Source organism: Methylobacterium trifolii, assembly GCF_022179685.1.
Taxonomy (GTDB): Bacteria; Pseudomonadota; Alphaproteobacteria; order Rhizobiales; family Beijerinckiaceae; genus Methylobacterium; species Methylobacterium trifolii.
In genome coordinates this window covers 1-18613 of sequence record NZ_BPRB01000089.1, presented here as the reverse complement: position 1 = coordinate 18613, position 18613 = coordinate 1, and the positions used below count along the sequence as shown (strand labels likewise).

Below are 18613 nucleotides of genomic sequence, written 5' to 3'. Positions count from 1 at the left end.
GGATCGCCTGGACGCCGAGCGGCGCCCGGAGGCCCGCGATCACGCGGGCGAACTCGGCAAGCGCGACCTTGCGCCAGGCGATCCGGTCGGAGGCCGGATAATCGCCGAGCATCAGCACGAGGTCGGGCTTGAGGGCGTTCGTCGCGTCCACGATCTCGGCGACGCGGTCCAGGGGCATGAACGGCTCGCAGACGTGGAAGTCCGCGAGCACGGCGACGCGTAGCGACAGGCCCGGCGTCCAGCGCGGCAGGCGCGGCGCGTAGCGTGTCACCACTAGCCGGTGCAGTGGCTCGATGTCGAAGGCGTAGACGCCGGTCGCGGCGGTGAGCGCGGCCACGCTGCCGCCGAGCCCGGTCAGGAACTGCCGTCGGCTCGGCAGGATCAGCATGGATCATCCTCGGATCGCCGCAGGGGCCCGGCAAGGCTCGGTTTGCCCGGCCAGTCCGGGCAAACCGCGGCGGCGGCATCATCCTAAGCAGGAGCATGTCGGCGAGCCGACGTGCTCCTGCTTAGCTTCTTGAACGAACGCAGATTTTTATCGCAAAAACCGGCGACCACTTTTGCGAAATCTGCTTAGCGCGATCGGGTTCAGGAAAGCTGAATCCGATCGCGACGCGGCAGGCGTTCAGGCCAGCGGCGCGTCCTCGTGGACGATGGCGAGGATACCCTGGCGCTCAGCGACGACGACGGCCGCAGCCTTGGCGACGGGCTTGCGCACCAGCGTCGCGGCGGCGAGGGCCGGCAGCGCCAAGGGGCGGAAGCCGTAGCGCGACTCTCCCTGCTCCATCTGCTGGCGCTCCATCTCGGTCGCCGCGGCCTGGGTCTCGCTGAGGGGGTACATGGGTTCCTGTCCTGTCCGGTTTCGATGGAGCGACCGCATCCTGGCCGCCGCATCTGCCCTTGCGCCGATCTACGCGGCGATCACGGGGCGATTTCGAGACGTCGAACCGGCTTTTTAGCCGGCGACACCCGATTAGAGACCTCGTTGATCTGAACGGTGGATTAAGGAACCGTGGCTTTGGGGCCACCCCGGTCCGGCGGGAGCCGGGGGAAGAGTACGGTGTGGCCCGTGCGACCCGTCAGGACTGGGCCGCCGGCATCGCCTCCAGCCCCTGCGCGGCGATCCAGTCCCGGGTGCGGTCCAGCGCCCGGGTCAGGCGGTCGAACAGGGCATCGATCTCGTCGGGTGCGATCACAAGCGGCGGGCAGACCGCGACCCGGTCGCCCGCCAGGAAGCGCACGATCAGCCCCTCTCCCTGCGCGAAGGCGACGCAGCGAGCGGCCACGCCCGCCTTCGGGTCGTACTGGCGCCGGGACGCCTTGTCGGCCACGATCTCCAGGCCGCCGATCAGGCCGATGCCCCGCGCCTCGCCGACGATGGGGTGCTCGGCAAGCTTGGCGAGCCGGGCCTGGAAGTGCGGTGCCTTGGCCGCCACCCCCGCGACGATGCCCTCGCGCCGGAAAATCTCGATGGTCTTGAGCGCCACGGCGCAGGCGACGGGATGGCCCGAATAGGTGGTGCCGTGGCCGAAGCTGCCGAGCTTCCGGCTCTGGTCCAGCATCGCCTCGTAGAGGGGCTCGTCCACCGAGACGCCGCCCAGCGGCACGTAGCCGGAGGTCAGCGCCTTGGCGAACGAGATCGTGTCCGGCCGCATGCCGAGCGCCTGGCCCCCGAACCAGGTGCCGCAGCGCCCGAAGCCGCAGATCACCTCGTCGGCGATGAAGCGCACGTCGTAGCGCGCCAGCACCGCCTGGATCGCCGCGAAATAGCCGGCGGGCGGGGTGATGGCGCCGCCCGCGCCCATCACCGGCTCGGCGATGAAGGCGGCCACTGTCTCCGGCCCCTCGCGCAGGATCATCGCTTCCAACTCGTCCGCGAGGCGCTGCGAGAACGCCTCCTCCGTCTCGCCGGCCTCGGCATAGCGGTAGTGGTGCGGGCAGGCGGTGTGCAGGAAGCCGGGCAGCGGCAGGTCCCAGTCGGCGTGGTTGCCGGCAAGGCCCGTCATCGAGGCGCTGGCCACCGTGACGCCGTGATAGCCCCGCTGCCGGGCGATGATCTTCTTCTTTTCAGGGCGTCCGAGCGCGTTGTTGAAGTACCACGCGAGCTTGACCTGTGTGTCGTTGGCCTCCGAACCCGAGGAGGTGAAGAAGATTTTGGAGGTCGGGACCGGCATCAGTTCCTTCAGGGTCTCGGCCAGCTCGATGCCGGGATCGTGGCTGCGGCCGGAGAACAGGTGCGTGAAGGGCAGGCGGGCCATCTGCGCGCGGGCGGCCTCGACCAGTTCGCCGTTGGAGTAGCCCAGTGCCGTGCACCACAGCCCCGCCATGCCCTCGATGTAGGGACGCCCGTCCGTGTCGAAGACGAACACGCCCTCGCCACGCTCCAGCACCAGCGGGCCCGTCTCGCGGTGGGTGGCAAGGTTGGTATAGGGGTGGATCAGGGTTTCGACGTCGCGGGCCGCGAGGTTCGAGAGCATGGGCAGTCCCTTGTGACCGGGGAAGGCCGCCACACTACCGGCGCGATGCCGCTTCAGTAACCCTTGCGATGGCAGCGGGCGCCCACGGCCCGGCACCTGCGTAGAACCGATGTCCGACCCGATGCTCGATCCCGCGACGATCGTCGCCAACCCGGCGCCAGGCCGGTCCTGCGGCGCCTGCACCCTGTGCTGCAAGGTCTACGACGTGCCCGCCGTCGAGAGCGTGGCGGGGCAATGGTGCCGCCACACGAAGGCGGGGCAGGGCTGCGCCATCCACGCCACCCGGCCCGACCATTGCCGCGCCTTCCACTGCCTCTGGATGACCGAGAGCTGGCTCGGGCCGGAATGGAAGCCGGACCGGGCCAAGATGGTGCTCAGCCTCGACCCGGTGACGCGCAACATGAACGTGCAGGTCGATCCAGGGCAGGCCAACGCTTGGCGGCGCGAGCCCTATTACGGCCAGTTGAAGCGCTGGGCCGCGGCCTCGGTGGCCAAGAAGCGCCACGTGCTCGTCCACCTCAACAAGGCGACCACCGTGGTCCTGCCTGACCGGGACGTGGCGCTCGGCGTCGTCGCCCCGGACGAGCGCATCGTCTCCCGCGAGCGGATGACGTCCGCGGGCCCGAGCTTCGACGTGGAGAAGATCCGCGCCGCCTGATTCTTTCGGGTGTCTTGCGGCCGAACCACCCGGGGCCCCAGTTCCGCACATACTTCGCACCGGCCCACTTAACCCCCTCGCAACCATACCGGGCGATAAATCCTCCATCGGCCTTCGAACTGGCGGAACCGCCGGGGAGCATGGCCGGGCGTGGTGGTTTTTCGAGTACGGATCGGTTCGGCGTGCGTAACGGACGAGGACGACGCGGATCGGGCCTGCTCTGGCTCGGGGCCGCCCTGACGCCCTGGATGGCGGGCCTCGGCCTGCTGGTCTCCTTCACCGCCACGGCGGGCACGGAGAACGCCATCGGATCGAGCCGGCTGGCGGAACTCGACGGGCGGATCGTCCCGGCGCTCCCCCCCGGCATGGCGCTGATCGGCGCCGCGATCCGCCGCGACGGCGCGACCAAGCTGCTCGCCATCGAGCGGGCCGACGCGGTGGGCGCCCGGCGCCTCGGCGAGGAGCCCCTCCAGATCGACCTCAAGGCCGGCGCGCGGGTGTTTCCCGTGGTGCAGCGGGCGGCCAAGGGCGACCCGGCCCGCGCCCCGGCCGCGAGCTTCGCCCGCCGTGCCGCGGGCTTGCGCGAGGCGGGCTCCGCCCTGCTGTCGGTCGACCTGACGGGCAGCGTCAGCGGCCTGCTGACTCTGGGTTCGGCCACCTGGAACCCAGACCTGGAGCCCGAGACCGGCTTCGTGCCGGTGCCCGATCTCGGCCTCGGGACGGGCGCCGGCAGCGCCCACTCGACGGGAGCGGGCCGCTCGGACGTGACCGCGGACGGCGAAGACATCCTGCGCGAAGATCTGCGGCGCGGCGACGGCTCGACGCCGCCGGTGCCGCGGGCCGTGGCGCTTTCTTCAACTACGCCCGCGCCCGCCGACGCGATCCCCGTGGAGGTGGCGGCCGCGAGTTTGGCGCTGCCCGCGTTCTCGCCGCGCCTCGACCGGGCGGTGGCGGCCGCCCCCCAATCCCTGCCGGACGAGGCCCGGCCGCGCTACGCCGACCTCATCAACCCGGAGGCCATGGACAAGGAGCAGCGCTGCTTGGCCGAGGCCGTCTACTTCGAGGCCCGCAGCGAGCCGGAGGCGGGCCAGGCCGCCGTGGCGCAGGTGGTGCTGAACCGGGTCAAGAGCGGGCTCTATCCCACCAACGTCTGCGGCGTGGTCTACCAGAACCGCCACCGCTACATGGGCTGCCAGTTCTCCTTCGCCTGCGAGGGCAAGTCCCTGCGCATCACCGATGCCGGCTCCTGGGCCACCGCCACCCGAGTGGCGCAATCGGTGATCGAGGGCCGGACCTACCTCGCGGAGGTGGGCGCGGCGACCCACTACCACGCCGACTACGTGAAGCCGGGCTGGTCGCGCCGGCTGCGCAAGATGGACGCCATCGGCCGGCACATCTTCTATGAGTTGAAGCCCGGCCAGACCTGAGCGGGCCCGATTCACAAGAGTTTTGGCATTCGTGTTTAAGGAAATTTACTTAGGTAGGCAGCAACTACGCAGTCGAGACCGCGGTTAATTTTACCTTACTTTCCAATACTGCTTGCTTGTCGGGCACCAGCACGGCCTCTTGGACGTCGAGATGAGCGCGACCGACGCGCCCCATCCCGTTCGTTCCGCGTACTAGAGGAATCCATCCATGACCGCGCCGGTCACCCGAACATCGATCCTTTTCGCCGCGCTCGCCGGCGCCGTCCTCCTCGCAGGCCCCGCCCAGGCCGGCTGCCAGGGCTCGGAGTGCTACCGCTACGTCTCCACGCCGCCGGTCTTCGACACGGTGCAGGAGAACGTGCTGGTGCGCCCGCCCCGCACCGTCTACCGCACCGCGCCCCCGGTCTTCGACACGGTGTCCGAGCGGGTGCAGGTCTCGCCCGGCGGCCGCTACTGGTCGACCCGGCGCGGCCCCTACGGAGAGTTGGTCGGCTGCTGGGTCAACACCCCGCCGCGCTACGCCGTGCAGCACCGCCGGGTGCTGGTGCAGCCCGCCCAGTCGATCCCCGAGACCATCCCGCCGGAATACGCCAGCGTCAGCCGGCGTGTCCTCGTCGCCCCCGCCCGCTCCGGCTGGGTGCCGGCCGGCGGCGGTGGATACGGGGGCGGCGGCTACCGCTCGGCCGGCTACGGCGGCCCAGGCATCGGCTCGATCCCGGACGCGCTCGGCATCGCCGGGGCGAGCTCCGCCGACGTGGGCGTCGGCCTCGGCTTCTCCCGCGGCAGCATCTACGACGGCTATTGATCGCGGCCCGACCCGCACCGGCCGTCGGGGGGCGCACCTCCGGCGGCCTTGATTCGTCCGTCGTCCGCCACAGGTCTCCGCGCGGGACTGCGGGAGGTGGTGATGGCGACGTTCAAGGCCTGGGTCGTGGAGAAAGGCGAGGCGGGCCAGAGCCTGTCCTTCCGGGACTTCGACGATGCCGACTTGATGGACGGCAACGTCACGGTGCGCGTCACCCACTCGGGCCTGAACTACAAGGACGGGCTGGCGATGACCGGGGCAGCCCCGGTGGTGCGCCGCTTCCCGATGATCCCCGGCATCGACTTCTCCGGCATCGTCGAGACTTCGGACGACCCCGAATACCGGCCGGGCGACGCGGTGGTGCTCACCGGCTGGGGCGTCGGCGAGACGCATCTGGGCGCCTACGCTACCCGCGCGCGGGTCAAGGGCGGCTGGCTCGTCCCTCTGCCGGACGGATTGACCGCGCAGCAGGCCATGGCGATCGGCACCGCCGGCTACACCGCCATGCTCTCCCTGATGGCGCTGGAGGCTCATGGCCTGACGCCTACCGCCGGCCCGGCCATCGTCACCGGGGCATCCGGCGGCGTCGGCTCGGTGGCCGTGGCGCTGCTCGCCCGCGCGGGCTGGCACGTCGTGGCCACGACTGGCCGGACGGCGGAGGCCGAGTACCTGCGCAGCCTGGGAGCCGCCGAGATCATCGACCGGGCCGAACTCGCGCAGCCCGGCAAGCCGCTGGCCAAGGAGCGTTGGGCGGCCGGCGTCGACGTGGTCGGGTCGGCGACGCTCGCCAACGTGCTGGCGATGACGAAGTCCGACGGGGCGGTGGCCGCCTGCGGCTTGGCGCAGGGCATGGACCTGCCGACCTCGGTCGCCCCCTTCATCCTGCGCGGCGTCTCGCTGCTGGGCATCAACAGCGTCACCACTCCGCGGGAGAAGCGCCGCGCGGCCTGGGCCCGGCTCGCCCGCGACCTGGACCTCGACACCCTCTCCGCCATGACCACGAGCGTCGGCCTGGAGGAGGTCGGCCACCTTGGCGACGACATCCTCGCGGGCCGTATCCGCGGGCGCACCGTGGTCGATATCGGCTGAGGCCGGCCTCCGCGCGGAACCGGAGCCTTAGCCCCGGCATTGCATCCGTTATGAGCATTGCATTCGTTCGCGAGAAGGAGGGCGGGGAAGCCTTCGAGGACCTCCCCGACCGCCCGGTCTCACCGCACCCGAACTTCGTCACCCTAGAAGGCCTCGCGCAGATCGAGGCGGAGGTAGCGCGGCTGGAGAAAGAGACCTCCGCCCTCGATCACGAGGCCAAGGCAGAGACCGCCCGCGTCAGCCGCGACCTGCGCTACTGGATCGCCCGCAAGACCTCGGCTCAACTCGTGGAGCACGTGGCCGGCGAGACCGTGCATTTCGGCTCGACCGTCGCCGTGGTCCGCGAGGACGAGGACGGCAAGGAGACGAAGCAGACCTTCCGCATCGTCGGCGAGGACGAGGCGGACCCGGCCAAGGGCACGATTTCCTACGTCGCGCCGCTGGCGCGTGCCATCACCGGCAAGAGCGTCGGCGACGTGGTCGACGTCAACGGCCACGACGTGGAGGTCGCGGCAATCAATCCGTAGCTCTTCGGCCTTCCAGGGCGGGGAGCATGGGGGCCTTGGTGGTGGCCGCGGGCGCCAGCGAGGCCCGGGCCGAGGTCGCGGTCAGGCGCGTGCCGGAACTGGTGCCGGGCGCCGTGGCCGAGCAATTCCACGACCAGTACGATCAGGCCGCGCCCATCGCCACTGTGGACGAGCTACCCGAACACGACGCGATCGTGTTCGGCACGGCGACCCGCTACGGCAACATAGCCGCACAGATGAAGCAGTTCATCGACCAGACTGGTGGCCTGTGAGCGAAGGGCGCACTCGTCCGGAAGGTCGGCTCGGCCCTCACCTCCACCGCCTGGCAGCACGGTGGCCAGGAGACCACCCTGACAAGCTTCCACACCGTGCTCCTGCACCTCGGCATGGTCGTTGTCGGGCTGCCCTACGCCTTCCAGGGCCAGATGGGCGTGGACACAGTGAAGGGCGGCGCGCGCCAGCCGAGCCAAATCGAACTCGACGGCGCCCGCTTCCAGTGCCGGCACGTGGCCGCCATCGCCGCCAAGCTCGCGACCTGATTTTCTTGGGGTTTCGTCCGGGGCCTCGCACCCGGACGGCGGCGCGGGACGCGGAAAAAAGGCAAGAAAAAAGGCTCGGATTGCTCCGAGCCTGGAAGGAAAAAGGCCATTGGGGGCTGAACTGGCCTTCGTAAATCATCAACGGGCACCACAGTGCGCTGGTTCCACCACAAACGAAAAAAATGTCAGCGGGGCGCGGCGGCCCGTTCGAGACGGTCGCGGATCGCCTCGCCGAGCCCCGTGGACGGGATCGGCACGACGGCGATCACCGCGGCCCCCGACGCGTCGAGGTCGCGCAGGCCGGAGAACAGCCGGGCTGCGGCTTCCACCGGGTCCCCCCGCGGACTGAGGTCGATCACGGCGCGGGCTCGGTCGAGCCCGGCTGGCCGGGCAGCCCCGAACAGCAAAACCGCCTCTCCCGGCGCGATGATCGAGGCGTCCAAACGTACGCGGGCGCGGGGGGCGTAGTGCGAGGCCAAGAGCCCCGGCCCGACCGGCCTGTTGGAATCGGCCCCCTCCGGCCCGGCGAGTTCGAGACCCAGGACCGCGCGGAGGGCCTCGCGGGTGATGCCGCCCGGCCGCAGCAGGCGGGGTGGCCCACCGAGGCAGGCCACCACCGTCGATTCGACCCCGACCGACGCCTCGCCCCCGTCGAGCACCGCCGCGATCCGCCCAGAGAGGTCGGCGAGCACATGGGCGGCGCTGGTCGGGCTGACCCGGCCGGAGCGGTTGGCGGAGGGGCCCGCCACCGGGCGCCCGACTGCCGCCAGGAGGTCCCGCGCCAGGGCGCTTCCCGGCACCCGCAGGGCCACGCTGTCGAGGCCGGCGCGGGCGAGGTCGCAGACCGAGGTGCGAGTCGTCGCCGGCACCACGAGGGTAAGCGGGCCGGGCCAGAACGCCGCCGCGAGGCGTTGCGCCTGCGCGTCGAAGGCACCCTCGGCCTGCGCTGAGGCCACATCGGCCAAGTGGGCGATCAGTGGGTTGAAGCGCGGCCGCGCCTTGGCGGCGAAGATGCGGGCCACCGCGGCCGGGTCGGTGGCGTCGGCACCGAGGCCGTAGACCGTCTCCGTGGGGAAGGCGACGAGGTCGCCCGCCCGCAGGAGCCGCGCGGCGTCCGCGATCCCGTCCAGATCGGCAGGCAGGCGCCGGGTCGAACCGCCGGGGGCCATTGACCCGAGATCGTTCATATATAAACTATCTCCGCGAAAAGCGATCCGCGCCGTGACGGCGGATGCGGTTCGGGCGTATGTCGTGGGTGCTGGCCGTAGCGGCAGGCTGCGGCGCGCGTCAAACGGGACGCCAACGGCCGGACGGTCCGCACCGTCCGAGGGAGGACATCCATGAGCTACCGCGCCCCCGTGTCCGAGATGGTGTTCGCCCTCGCCGAGGTGGCGGGGCTCGGGCCGGACCTGAGCGCCGAGGATGCGGAAGCCGTGCTCACCGAGGCGGGGCGGCTGGCCGGGGGCGTGATCGCGCCCCTGAACCGCGCCGGCGACCGGCACGGCACGCCGTTCTCGGACGGTACTGTGACCACGCCGCCGGGCTGGCGCGAGGCCTACCGCACCTTCACCGCGGGCGGCTGGAACGGGCTCACGGCCGATCCCGATTTCGGCGGGCAGGGCCTGCCGCACCTGCTCTCGGCCGCCTGCACCGAGATGTGGAACGGGGCCAGCATCGCCTTCGGCCTCTGCCCGCTGCTGACGGCCGGCGGCATCGAGGCGCTCGCGGTACACGGCTCGGACGACCTCAAGGCGCGCTACCTCGACAAGCTGATCTCGGGCGAATGGACCGCGACCATGAACCTGACCGAGCCCCAGGCCGGCTCGGACCTCGCCCTGCTGCGCACCCGCGCCGAGCCCGCGGGCGACGGCAGCTACCGGATCGTGGGCTCCAAGATCTACATCACCTACGGCGAGCACGATCTCACCGACAACATCGTCCATCTCGTGCTCGCCCGCCTCAAGGACGCGCCGGCCGGCACGCGGGGCATCTCCCTGTTCCTCGTGCCCAAGGTCCTGCCGGACGGGAGCCGCAACGACCTGCGCTGCTCCGGGATCGAGCACAAGCTCGGCATCCACGCCTCGCCGACCTGCTCGATGGCCTTCGGCGATGCGGGCGGTGCGACTGGCTGGCTGATCGGGCAGGAGAACAAGGGCCTGGCCTGCATGTTCACGATGATGAACGCGGCCCGCCTCAACGTCGGCCTCCAGGGGGTGGGCGTGGCCGAGGCCGCGACTCAGCGGGCCCTGGCCTACGCGCGGGAGCGCCGCCAGGGCAAGGCGCCCGGCAGCGCGGAGGCGGCGAGCCCCATCGTGGCCCATGCCGACGTGCAACGCATGCTGCTCACCATGAAGGGCTACACGGCGGCCGCCCGCGGCATCTGCTACCTGACGGCCGCGGCGCTGGACGCCGCGCAAGGGCCGGAGGGGCAGGCGGCCCTGGACAGGGCCTCCCTGCTGACGCCGGTGGCGAAGGCGTTCTCCACTGACATCGCGAACGAGGTCACGTCGCTCGGCGTCCAGGTGCACGGGGGCATGGGCTTCGTGGAGGAGACCGGCGCGGCCCAGCTCATGCGCGACGCGCGCATCCTCGGCATCTACGAGGGCACCAACGGCATCCAGGCCATCGACCTCACCGCCCGCAAGCTGCCCCTGAACGGGGGCGCCACGGTGGCGGCCCAGATCGCCTCCATGCGCAAGGTGGCCGAGGCCCTCCTGAAGGACGCCGACCCCGCCTTCGGCCATACGGCTGCCCGGCTGCGGGCGGGCATCGAGAGCCTCGACCGGGCCACCAGCCACCAGCGGGTGCTGCTGGCCTCGAACCGGCCGGACGGCGCGCTGTCCGGCGCCACGCCCTACCTGCGCCTGTTCGGGCTGGCGCAAGGGGCGGCCTGCCTCGCCAAGGCGGCGGTCGCGTCGCGTGCGGCCCTGAAAGCGGGGGCGACCGATCCGGCGCATGGCGCCCGCATCGCGCTGGCCCGGTTCTTTGCCGAGAACCTGCTGCCGGCGGCCTCCGGGCTGGAACAGAGCGTGGTCGAGGGCGGCGGGTTCGTGGACGATGCCGGCCTCTCGCTCGCAAGCTGACACGTCGAAAGGGACGACCGGTATGAGCGAGCATGTCGAGATCGTGGATGTCGAGGGCGGCGTCCGGCGGATCACCTTGAACCGTCCAGAGAAGAAGAACGCGCTCACCGGCGCGATGTACGACGCGATGCGCGAGGCGCTTGAATCGGCCGACGCGTCGGAAGCGGTGGGCGCCGTGGTGTTCGCGGGCGTGCCCGGCATCTTCTGCGCCGGCAACGACATCGCCGATTTCGTCACGCGGGCGGAGAACGCCTTCAGCGACGCGCCGTCGCTGCGCTTCATCCGGCAGCTCGCGCGCACGAAGACGCCGATGGTGGCGGCCGTCGACGGCATCGCGGTGGGCATCGGCACCACCCTGACCCTGCATTGCGACCTCGTCTACGCGAGCCCGGCCGCGCGCTTCCGCATGCCCTTCGTGGAACTCGGCCTCGTGCCGGAGGCCGCCTCCAGCTACCTGCTGCCGCGCCGGGTCGGGCGCCTCAAGGCGACGGAACTGCTGCTGCTCTCCGAGATGTTCGGGGCGGACGACGCCGAGAGCCTCGGCCTCGTCAACGGAGTAATCCCCTCCGACATGCTACTGGAGCACGCGACCGCCCAGGCCGCGCGCCTGGCCGCCCTGCCGCGTGGAGCCCTGACGGCATCGCGAGCTCTGATCCGGGGGGATCAAGCCCTGGTGGACGCAGCACTGGCCGCGGAGGCCGAGGCCTTCGACCGGCAGTTGGGCTCGGAGGAGGCGCAAGCCGCGTTCCGGGCCTTCCTGGCGAAGGCCAAGCCCGGCACGAAGGCGTGAGCACGCCGGACCTGCGCGAAAAGATCTGCCTCGTGGCCGGGGCCTCGCGGGGCGTCGGGCGGGGCATCGCCCGGGGCCTGGGCGAGGCCGGGGCCACGGTGATCGTCACCGCCCGCTCCAGCGAGACCGGACCGCGCACCGAGATGCGGCCGGAGGCGATCGAGGACACCGCCCGCGAGGTCGACGCCGCCGGCGGGCAGGGCCACCACTACCTCTGCGACCACACCAGCGAGCGGGGGGTGGACGAACTCGTGCGTTGGGTCTTGCGGCGCTTCGGCAGAATCGACGTGGCGGTCTCGAGCGTCTGGGGCGGCAACGAGGGTTACGACGGGGAGCGCTATCCGGACGGCACCGGCTGGGGCACGCCGTTCTGGCGGCGCTCCACGGAGCACTTCCTCGGCTTCCTCGGCAGCGGCCCCTATGCCGGCCTGCTGCTGGCGCGCGCCGTGGCGCCCGCCATGGTCGCCAACCGCGCCGGCCTGATCGCCCTGGTCTCCTTCGGCACGGCGGAAGGCTATCTCGGCGACGTGTTCTACGATTCGGCCAAGGCCGCCACCAACCGCCTGGCCCTGGCCTTCGCCGAGGAACTGCGCCCGCACGGGGTGACGGCGCTTGGCCTCTCGCCGGGATTCGTGGCCACCGAGCGGGTGCGGGACTCCGGCCAGACCGACCGGGCGACCGAGAGCCCGCTCTATGCCGGCCGGGCGCTGGCCGCGCTCGCCGCCGACCCCGCGCTGGGAACCCTGGCCGGGCAGGTGCTGCACGCGGGCGACCTGGCCCGGACCTACGGCTTCACCGACGCGGACGGGACGCAGCCGGCCCCCTTCCGGGTGCTCCCGGCCGCCCCCTGAGGCGGGCGGCCCCAGACACGAGAGACGACGCGGAGGATTCCATGGGCGACACGCTTCACGGCAAGACGCTGTTCATCACCGGGGCCTCGCGCGGCATCGGGCTGGCCATCGGCCTGCGTGCGGCCCGCGACGGCGCCAACGTCGCGATCGCGGCCAAGACAGACACGCCGCACCCCAAGCTCGAGGGCACGATCCACACGGCCGCCGCCGCGATCGAGGCGGCGGGCGGCCAGGCACTGCCGCTGATCGTTGACGTGCGCGACGAGGGCTCCGTCGCCGCCGCCTTCGAGGAGACGGTCAAAAAATTCGGCGGGGTGGACATCGTGGTCAACAACGCCAGCGCGATCTCCCTGACGCGGACGCCCCAGACCGAGATGAAGCGCTTCGACCTGATGCATCAGATCAACACGCGCGGCACCTACATGGTCTCGAAATACGCCATCCCGCATCTGGCGAAGGCGGCGAACCCCCACATCCTGATGCTGTCGCCGCCTCTCGACATGGCGGAGAAGTGGTTTGCGCCGCACCTCGCCTACACCATGGCGAAGTTCGGCATGTCGCTCTGCGTGCTCGGGCTCTCGGGCGAGTTGCGGCGCCAGGGCATCGCGGTCAACGCCCTGTGGCCGCGCACCACCATCGCCACGGCCGCGGTGAACAACCTGCTCGGCGGCGCCGAGCTGATGCGGGCGAGCCGGACACCGGAGATCATCGCGGACGCGGCCCACGCCCTGTTCCTGATGCCGGCCCGGCAGACCACGGGCCGCTTCCTCATCGACGACACCTTCCTGGCCGAGACGGGCGTCACGGACTTTTCAAAATACCGCGTCACACCGGGCGTCCCCCTTGCGCCGGACTTCTTCGTGCCGGATGCGAGCGTGCCGCCTCCCGACGCGCTCGCCTGAGCGCATTTCCCAGAGACGTTTCGTGATCTTCATCCACCAGCCGGTCGCCGGCGCCGGGCACACCCTGCTCGAGCGCCGCTCCCTCGAACTCCAGGACGCGATCCCCGACGACACCGTCTGGCTCGACCTGATCCGGCCGAGCCGGGAGGAGGAGCTGAAGGTCGAGGCCTTCTCCGGGATCGAGGTGCCCACGCGCGAGGAGATGAAGGACATCGAGCCGTCCGAACTCCTCTACGTCGAGGACGGGGCTCGCTACATGACCGGCCGGGTGCTCTCGAAGGTGAGCGATTCCGAGGACCCGGGCCTGGCCGGCATCACCTTCATCCTGCGCGGCAACAAGCTCGTCACCGTGCGCTACGAGGAGCCCCAGGCGTTCCGGATGTTCACGCAGCGGGCCGGCCGCACCACCGGCAACGGCCCCTCCGCGATCATGTCGGGGGAGACGATCCTGGCCGGGCTGATCGAGGCGGTGATCGACCGGGCGGCCGACGTGCTCCAGCTCCAGGGCGAGCGGATCGACCGGCTCTCGGGCAAGATCTTCGAGGTCCAGGCCGACCCCTCCGCCCGCAACACGGCCCTGCAGGACACCCTGCGGGCGCTGGGACGCCACGGCGACCTGATCTCGAAGCAGCGCGAGAGCCTCGTCTCGATGGAGCGCATCCTGCTCTCGCTCTCGGCGACCTACCGCACCGCCAAGGCCCCGCGGGAGCTGCGCGAGGACGTGCGCTCGACGCTGCGTGACCTCCAGTCCCTGGAGGAGCACGCCACCTTCCTGTCCTCGAAGATCCAGTTCCTGCTCGACGCGACGCTCGGCCTCGTGAACCTGGAGCAGAACAACATCATCAAGCTGTTCTCGGTCATGGCGGTGGTGTTCATGCCGCCCACCCTGATCGCCTCGATCTACGGCATGAACTTCAAGACCATGCCGGAGCTGGAACTCCCCTACGGCTACCCGATGGCGGTGGTGATGATGGTGGTCGCCGCCGTGCTGCCCTACGTCTTCTTCCGTTGGAAGAAGTGGCTTTAGACAGACCCCGTCACCCTTGAAGCTCCATGCGGCTGCCGCCGCACCTCAGGACGAGGGAGATGGGTGGGAGCATCGGGGACTCCATCCACGTCGCGCCATCCCGTCAGGCGACGGCGCGGACCTTCGCGCCGCCGGCATCGTTGACGGGGGCGAGCGGCACGGGATCGACCCAGAGGCCGGCATCGATCTCGGCGATGCGCCGGTCCGTGGTCCGCACGAGGTAGCGCGAGAAGGGATAGAGGTGGAGGTAGTGCGACATCACCCGGAGCACGCTGTCGTAGGCTTCCGGGCGGTGACGCAGGATGTGGAGGAACGTCCCCCAGAAGTGGCGCGCGAGTTCGGGGTGCCGCACGCTCATGCTCCAGCACAGGCGCAGGAAGGCGAGCCCGTCGCGCGGCACGTTGCGCCAGAACACCTTGCGGGCGCGGAACATCGGCCGGTCGAGCATCAGCCCCATCTGGCGGACGCGGCCGAAGAAGGCTGCCGGCGCGTAGACCTCGGCGACTACGTCGCGGTAGTCGGTCATGATCTCCCGCCGGGGCCGCAGGGTGCGGTAGTTGAGGCCGGCCGTGCACATGTCGCCGGATTCGGTCATCGTGTCGCGGAAGCGGTCGAACAGCCGCCCCTCGCGCTCCAGCCGGCGTGAGAGCTGGGTGTTGGGCAGGGCGGTCAGCAGGCCGACCGTGGCCGTGGGGATGCCGGTCTCGCCGATGCAGTCGGCCATCGCCCGCGAAATGCTGCCCTCCTCGCTGTCGAAGCCGACGATGAAGCCGGCGGCCACGAACATCCCCGCCTGGTAGATCCGGTGCACGCTCTCCGCGATGCTGCGGCGGGTGTTCTGCTTCTTCGAGGTCTGGATCAGGGTCGCCTCGTCCGGGGTCTCGATCCCGACGAACAGGGCGAAGAAGTTCGCCCGGCGCATCATCCAGAGCAGTTCGGCGTCGTCGGCGATGTTGAGGGAGGCCTCCGTCGAGAACCGGAACGGGTAGCCGTTCTCCACCTGCCAGGCGATCAGGTGCGGCAGGAAGAGCTTGATGGCCTTCTTGTTGCCGATCAGGTTGTCGTCCACGAAGTCGACCTGGCCGCAATAGCCGAGCTCCCGCAGCCGATCGAGTTCGGCCAGGACCTGCGCCGTCAGCTTGGTGCGGGGCGCGCGCCCGTAGAGTTCGATGATGTCGCAGAACTCGCAGGTGAACGGGCAGCCGCGGGAGAACTGCACGTTGATCCAGGCGTAGTGGCGGAAGGTCAGGAGGTCGAAGCGCGGAACCGGGGTCCGGGTCACGTCGGCCTTGAACTTCGGGGCCACGAACCGGCCCTTGCGCTCGCCCCGCTCCCAGGCGGCGATGAAGTCGTCCACCACGCTCTCGGCCTCGCCGATGACGAGGAAGTCGGCGTGTTCGTAGACCTCCGGCGTCGAGGTCGGTGCGGGACCGCCGAGGCAGACGGGCACGCCGAGCCGGGCACACAGCGCCATCAGGGTCAGGATGTCCGGCTCCTGGGGCAGCATGCCGCCGGTCATCACGAGGTCCGCCCCCAGGATGTCGGCCTCCGTCAACGCCTCGTCGGCGTTGCGGTCGATCAGGCGCAGGTCCCAGTGTGGGGGCAGCATCGCGGCCAGCGTGATCAGGCCGAGGGGCGGCGCGAGGCAGCGCGCGCCCTGGAGGGCGCAGGCCGCCTTGAAGCTCCAGAACGAATCCCCGTTGAGCCGGGGCGAGACCAGCAGCACGCGCGGTCCGGTGAGTGCCTGCGCCATGACGTGCCCTTCGATCCCTGTCCCGGCGATTCATCAGACGATCGGGGCGAAAATCCGCCCGCCTTCTGATTTCACGGGCGGCGTTGCGCGTTCGACACGCCCCGCATTGATTTCGACGCATCGGTGTCCGATCTCGGGCCGGGCGTCGACTTGAGGACGGCCGTTCCTGCCGCGGCGTGCGGGCCGGCTTGGGCCCCCGCGCCGATCGTGCGAAGGTCGTGGGATGTGCGGACGCTTCTTCATCGCGCAGGCGCCGTCGGCGTTCGCCGCTTTCTACGCCTACCCCGAGCGCCCGAACTTCCCGGCCCGCTACAACGTGGCGCCGACGCAGCCCGTGCCCGTGGTGATCGCGGAGGGCGGGCAGCGCCATTTCCGCCTGGTGCGCTGGGGGTTCTGGCCGGGCTGGCTCAAGGACCCGGCGACGTTCCCCCTGGTGTTCAACGCCCGCGTGGAGACCGTCCGTGAGAAGCCGACCTTCCGCGGGGCGCTGCGCCACCGCCGCTGCGTCTTCCTGGCGGACGGGTTCTACGAGTGGCGCCGGGAGGGCAGGGGGCGGCAGGCGGTCAGGACGCCTTTCATGATCCGCCGGGCGGACGGGGCGCCGATGGCGCTGGCCGGCCTGTGGGAGCCCTGGCTCGGGGCGGACGGCTCGGAGATCGACACCGCGGCCATCGTCACGACGGGGGCCAACGGCACGCTCTCGGCCGTCCACGACCGGATGCCGGCGATCCTGTCGCCGGAGCAGGTCGCGCCCTGGCTCGACGCACGCGGCGTCGAACCGGGGGAGGCCGCCGCCCTCTGCCGCCCCTGCCCGGACGACTGGCTGCGGCTCGACGCGGTCGGCCCCCGCGTCAACGACGCCCGCAACGACGATCCCGGCCTGATCGAGCCGGTGGGACGGCCGAGGCCGGCCGACCCCGCGCCGGCTGCGCGCTCCAGCGACGCGGACGCGCAGGGCGCCTTGTTCTGACGGGGCCGGACCGATCCTGAGAAGTCCGATCGATCCCGTCGCGACGTGGATTTCGGGTCGTGTCTCGGTTTGAAGTCCGAGCCCGGTTCGGCTGCTTCGGGTGGTAGGCAGCCTCAGCGAGTTGGCGTCGACGCTGCGTCAAGTCCTCCCTGCTGCCAGGACGTGTGCCACGATCGCGTTGGCGTGCCCATGTCCCATCCCGTGATCGGTCTTCAGCAGCGCGACCAAGTCCATGTGCTTGGCCGGAAGCCTATCTTGGACGAGTTTCTGCCACTCACCGATGGGGCGACCGTACCTCTTTTCTATGGACGGGAAATATGAGGCCGGCCCCTTGATCGGTTCAGCAGACACTGCGCGACAGGCTCCGGGCGATGGTGATCGGGCGCAGTTTGAACACAGCCCCCTCGAACCGCAACGGTGCCTCGCCACGTGAGGCGGGTCGCGCGCCGACACCCCCCCCGGTTCGCAAGTGGCCGGTTGCCCGGAGCCGATTTCAAACCGAGACACGACCGGATTTCGGCTTGGCTCGAGCGCCGCGCGGGCTTCGTGAGACCCGGTCCGCTTTCCGCGAGCCGGCAGGATCTCACTCCCGGCGGATCACCCGGTCCACCACCATGTCCGACCAGAAGCCGGGGCGGAAATCGCGCTTGAGGGCTTCGGGGTCGTAGACGGTCTCGACCCAGGTCAGGAAATCCAGCCCCTTGGCTTCGCCCTCGCGGCGGTACAGGGCGAAGAAGGCGTCGAGGATGCCGGTCTTGGCGAAGCGGAAATGGCCGTAGCGGGCCGAGAGCTGGCGCGCGGCCTCGGCCACGGGTCGGCCCTCGTGCAGGATGAGGTAGAGGGCTGCGGCCAGGCCGGCCCGGTCCGCCCCCGACTTGCAGTGCATCACGGCCGGATACTCGACGGCGGCGAAGAAGGCCTTGGCCGCGAGGATGGTCTCGCGGGCCGGCGCCTCGCGCGAGCGCAGGACGAACTCCACGAGCTTGAGCCCGTGACGCTCGCAGGCCTCACGCTGGAGCGGCCAGGAGCCGTGCTCGCGCCCGCCCCGCAGGGAGATCACCGTGCGCACGCCCTCACGGCGAAACGCGGCGAGCTGGTGCGGCCCCGGCTGGGCCGAGCGCCACAGCGCCCCGGCCCCGACCCGGTGGCGGTTGAGATAGGCGAGGCGGAACACGCCGTGGTCCACCAGCAGCATGTTCGCCCACGCCTTCAGCCGGTCTCCGGCGCCGGCGATCGGCCGCTCGAAGCGGGCGATCCGCGCCATGCGCCGGGCGTAGCGCGTCTCGGGCTTGAGGAAGCGGTTGAACACGGGCCGCGGGGTGATCCTGCCGTTCGGGAAAGGGAGGAGAGGTGGAGGGCTCTACCAGCCGGGCCCGAGCCGGGCAATTCGGCACCGGCCTTGCAGGGCAACCGCTCGAAAGCGCTTGCCCTGTTTCCCTCTCGCCTCAGGCGCCGGCGCCCGCATCCGCGGGCTCGGGCTTTCGCTACGCTCGGTGTTTTCCGAGTCCGGAAAACCCGCTCCGCGGGGCGCCCTGACGCCGCCGAGGCGACGTCAGGCGATTGCCATGAGTCCCGCCTTGTCTTCGCCCGGATCGGGATCGAACCTGATCCGGTGATAGCGGGTTATCCGCCGGCAACGAATCGAAGGGGTCCCGGCCATGAGCACGCGCACCACGAGCATCCGCCGGGCCCGCAGCGCGCCGATATCCGCGCTG

General features: G+C 70.7%; 18 protein-coding genes and 1 pseudogene. 12 read left to right on the top strand and 7 right to left on the bottom strand.

Going from position 1 to position 18613, the window contains the following annotated elements; translation table 11 throughout:
• The 3 genes from COGEMETH_RS09055 to COGEMETH_RS09045 all read right to left on the bottom strand — a co-directional run.
• On the bottom strand, positions 1 to 388 hold a 388-nt coding region (locus COGEMETH_RS09055; RefSeq protein WP_238182264.1), incomplete at its 3' end, for a twin-arginine translocation signal domain-containing protein.
• A 237-nt stretch (positions 389 to 625) separates the two neighbouring features.
• Positions 626 to 841 carry a hypothetical protein gene (locus COGEMETH_RS09050; RefSeq protein ID WP_238182263.1) on the bottom strand — a complete coding sequence of 72 codons (216 nt, stop codon included), beginning with the start codon at positions 839 to 841 and terminating at the stop codon, positions 626 to 628.
• Positions 842 to 1079: 238 nt separating this feature from the next.
• Positions 1080 to 2477 carry an aminotransferase gene (locus COGEMETH_RS09045; protein WP_238182262.1) on the bottom strand — a complete coding sequence of 466 codons (1398 nt, stop codon included), beginning with the start codon at positions 2475 to 2477 and terminating at the stop codon, positions 1080 to 1082.
• A gap of 121 nt (positions 2478 to 2598) precedes the next feature.
• On the opposite strand from COGEMETH_RS09045, the gene COGEMETH_RS09040 reads away from it, so the two are divergent.
• The 6 genes and pseudogenes from COGEMETH_RS09040 to wrbA form a co-directional block, all read left to right on the top strand.
• Entirely contained in the window at positions 2599 to 3135 is a 537-nt protein-coding gene (locus COGEMETH_RS09040; protein ID WP_238182267.1) for a hypothetical protein, read from the top strand.
• Positions 3136 to 3383: 248 nt separating this feature from the next.
• Positions 3384 to 4562 carry a cell wall hydrolase gene (locus COGEMETH_RS09035; RefSeq protein ID WP_238182266.1) on the top strand — a complete coding sequence of 393 codons (1179 nt, stop codon included), beginning with the start codon at positions 3384 to 3386 and terminating at the stop codon, positions 4560 to 4562.
• Positions 4563 to 4770: 208 nt separating this feature from the next.
• Positions 4771 to 5367, top strand: coding sequence for a hypothetical protein (locus tag COGEMETH_RS09030; RefSeq protein WP_238182261.1), 597 nt, complete (start codon positions 4771 to 4773; stop codon positions 5365 to 5367).
• A 102-nt stretch (positions 5368 to 5469) separates the two neighbouring features.
• A complete protein-coding gene (gene acuI / locus COGEMETH_RS09025; protein WP_238182260.1) occupies positions 5470 to 6456 on the top strand; it encodes an acrylyl-CoA reductase (NADPH) in 987 nt (328 codons plus the stop codon).
• A gap of 50 nt (positions 6457 to 6506) precedes the next feature.
• A complete protein-coding gene (gene greA / locus COGEMETH_RS09020) occupies positions 6507 to 6983 on the top strand; it encodes a transcription elongation factor GreA (protein ID WP_238182259.1) in 477 nt (158 codons plus the stop codon).
• A pseudogene (gene wrbA / locus COGEMETH_RS09015) lies at positions 6929 to 7522 on the top strand (NAD(P)H:quinone oxidoreductase); the annotation flags it as partial. The gene greA and the pseudogene wrbA, both read left to right, overlap by 55 nt.
• 185 nt (positions 7523 to 7707) lie before the next feature.
• Here the strand turns inward: wrbA and COGEMETH_RS09010 are convergent.
• Positions 7708 to 8709, bottom strand: a complete 1002-nt coding sequence (locus COGEMETH_RS09010; protein ID WP_238182258.1) for an L-threonylcarbamoyladenylate synthase — start codon at positions 8707 to 8709, stop codon at positions 7708 to 7710.
• A gap of 153 nt (positions 8710 to 8862) precedes the next feature.
• On the opposite strand from COGEMETH_RS09010, the gene COGEMETH_RS09005 reads away from it, so the two are divergent.
• The 5 genes from COGEMETH_RS09005 to COGEMETH_RS08985 are packed head-to-tail and all read left to right on the top strand — an operon-like array spanning position 8863 to position 14175.
• The gene (locus COGEMETH_RS09005) at positions 8863 to 10605 is read left to right on the top strand and encodes an acyl-CoA dehydrogenase family protein (RefSeq protein WP_238182257.1); all 1743 of its coding nucleotides are present in this window, start codon (positions 8863 to 8865) and stop codon (positions 10603 to 10605) included.
• Between the two features lie 22 nt (positions 10606 to 10627).
• Complete coding sequence (locus COGEMETH_RS09000; RefSeq protein ID WP_238182256.1) at positions 10628 to 11395, top strand: enoyl-CoA hydratase-related protein; 768 nt, start codon at positions 10628 to 10630, stop codon at positions 11393 to 11395.
• Between the two features lie 32 nt (positions 11396 to 11427).
• Positions 11428 to 12246: an SDR family NAD(P)-dependent oxidoreductase gene (locus COGEMETH_RS08995; protein ID WP_238182265.1), complete on the top strand. Its 819-nt coding sequence runs from the start codon at positions 11428 to 11430 to the stop codon at positions 12244 to 12246.
• Between the two features lie 41 nt (positions 12247 to 12287).
• Complete coding sequence (locus COGEMETH_RS08990; protein WP_238182255.1) at positions 12288 to 13148, top strand: SDR family oxidoreductase; 861 nt, start codon at positions 12288 to 12290, stop codon at positions 13146 to 13148.
• A 22-nt stretch (positions 13149 to 13170) separates the two neighbouring features.
• Positions 13171 to 14175: a magnesium transporter CorA family protein gene (locus tag COGEMETH_RS08985; RefSeq protein ID WP_238182254.1), complete on the top strand. Its 1005-nt coding sequence runs from the start codon at positions 13171 to 13173 to the stop codon at positions 14173 to 14175.
• Positions 14176 to 14278: 103 nt separating this feature from the next.
• On the opposite strand, the gene COGEMETH_RS08980 is transcribed toward COGEMETH_RS08985, so the two are convergent.
• Complete coding sequence (locus tag COGEMETH_RS08980) at positions 14279 to 15928, bottom strand: B12-binding domain-containing radical SAM protein (RefSeq protein WP_238182253.1); 1650 nt, start codon at positions 15926 to 15928, stop codon at positions 14279 to 14281.
• Between the two features lie 223 nt (positions 15929 to 16151).
• Here COGEMETH_RS08980 and COGEMETH_RS08975 point away from each other — a divergent pair, with 223 nt between their 5' ends.
• Positions 16152 to 16898 (top strand): SOS response-associated peptidase, encoded by a 747-nt coding sequence (locus COGEMETH_RS08975; RefSeq protein WP_238182252.1) that lies wholly within the window; start codon positions 16152 to 16154, stop codon positions 16896 to 16898.
• 138 nt (positions 16899 to 17036) lie between these two features.
• On the opposite strand, the gene COGEMETH_RS08970 is transcribed toward COGEMETH_RS08975, so the two are convergent.
• Positions 17037 to 17249 (bottom strand): DUF4287 domain-containing protein, encoded by a 213-nt coding sequence (locus COGEMETH_RS08970; protein WP_238182251.1) that lies wholly within the window; start codon positions 17247 to 17249, stop codon positions 17037 to 17039.
• A gap of 232 nt (positions 17250 to 17481) precedes the next feature.
• Positions 17482 to 18207, bottom strand: a complete 726-nt coding sequence (locus COGEMETH_RS08965; protein ID WP_238182250.1) for a fused DSP-PTPase phosphatase/NAD kinase-like protein — start codon at positions 18205 to 18207, stop codon at positions 17482 to 17484.
• Positions 18208 to 18613 lie beyond the last annotated feature (406 nt).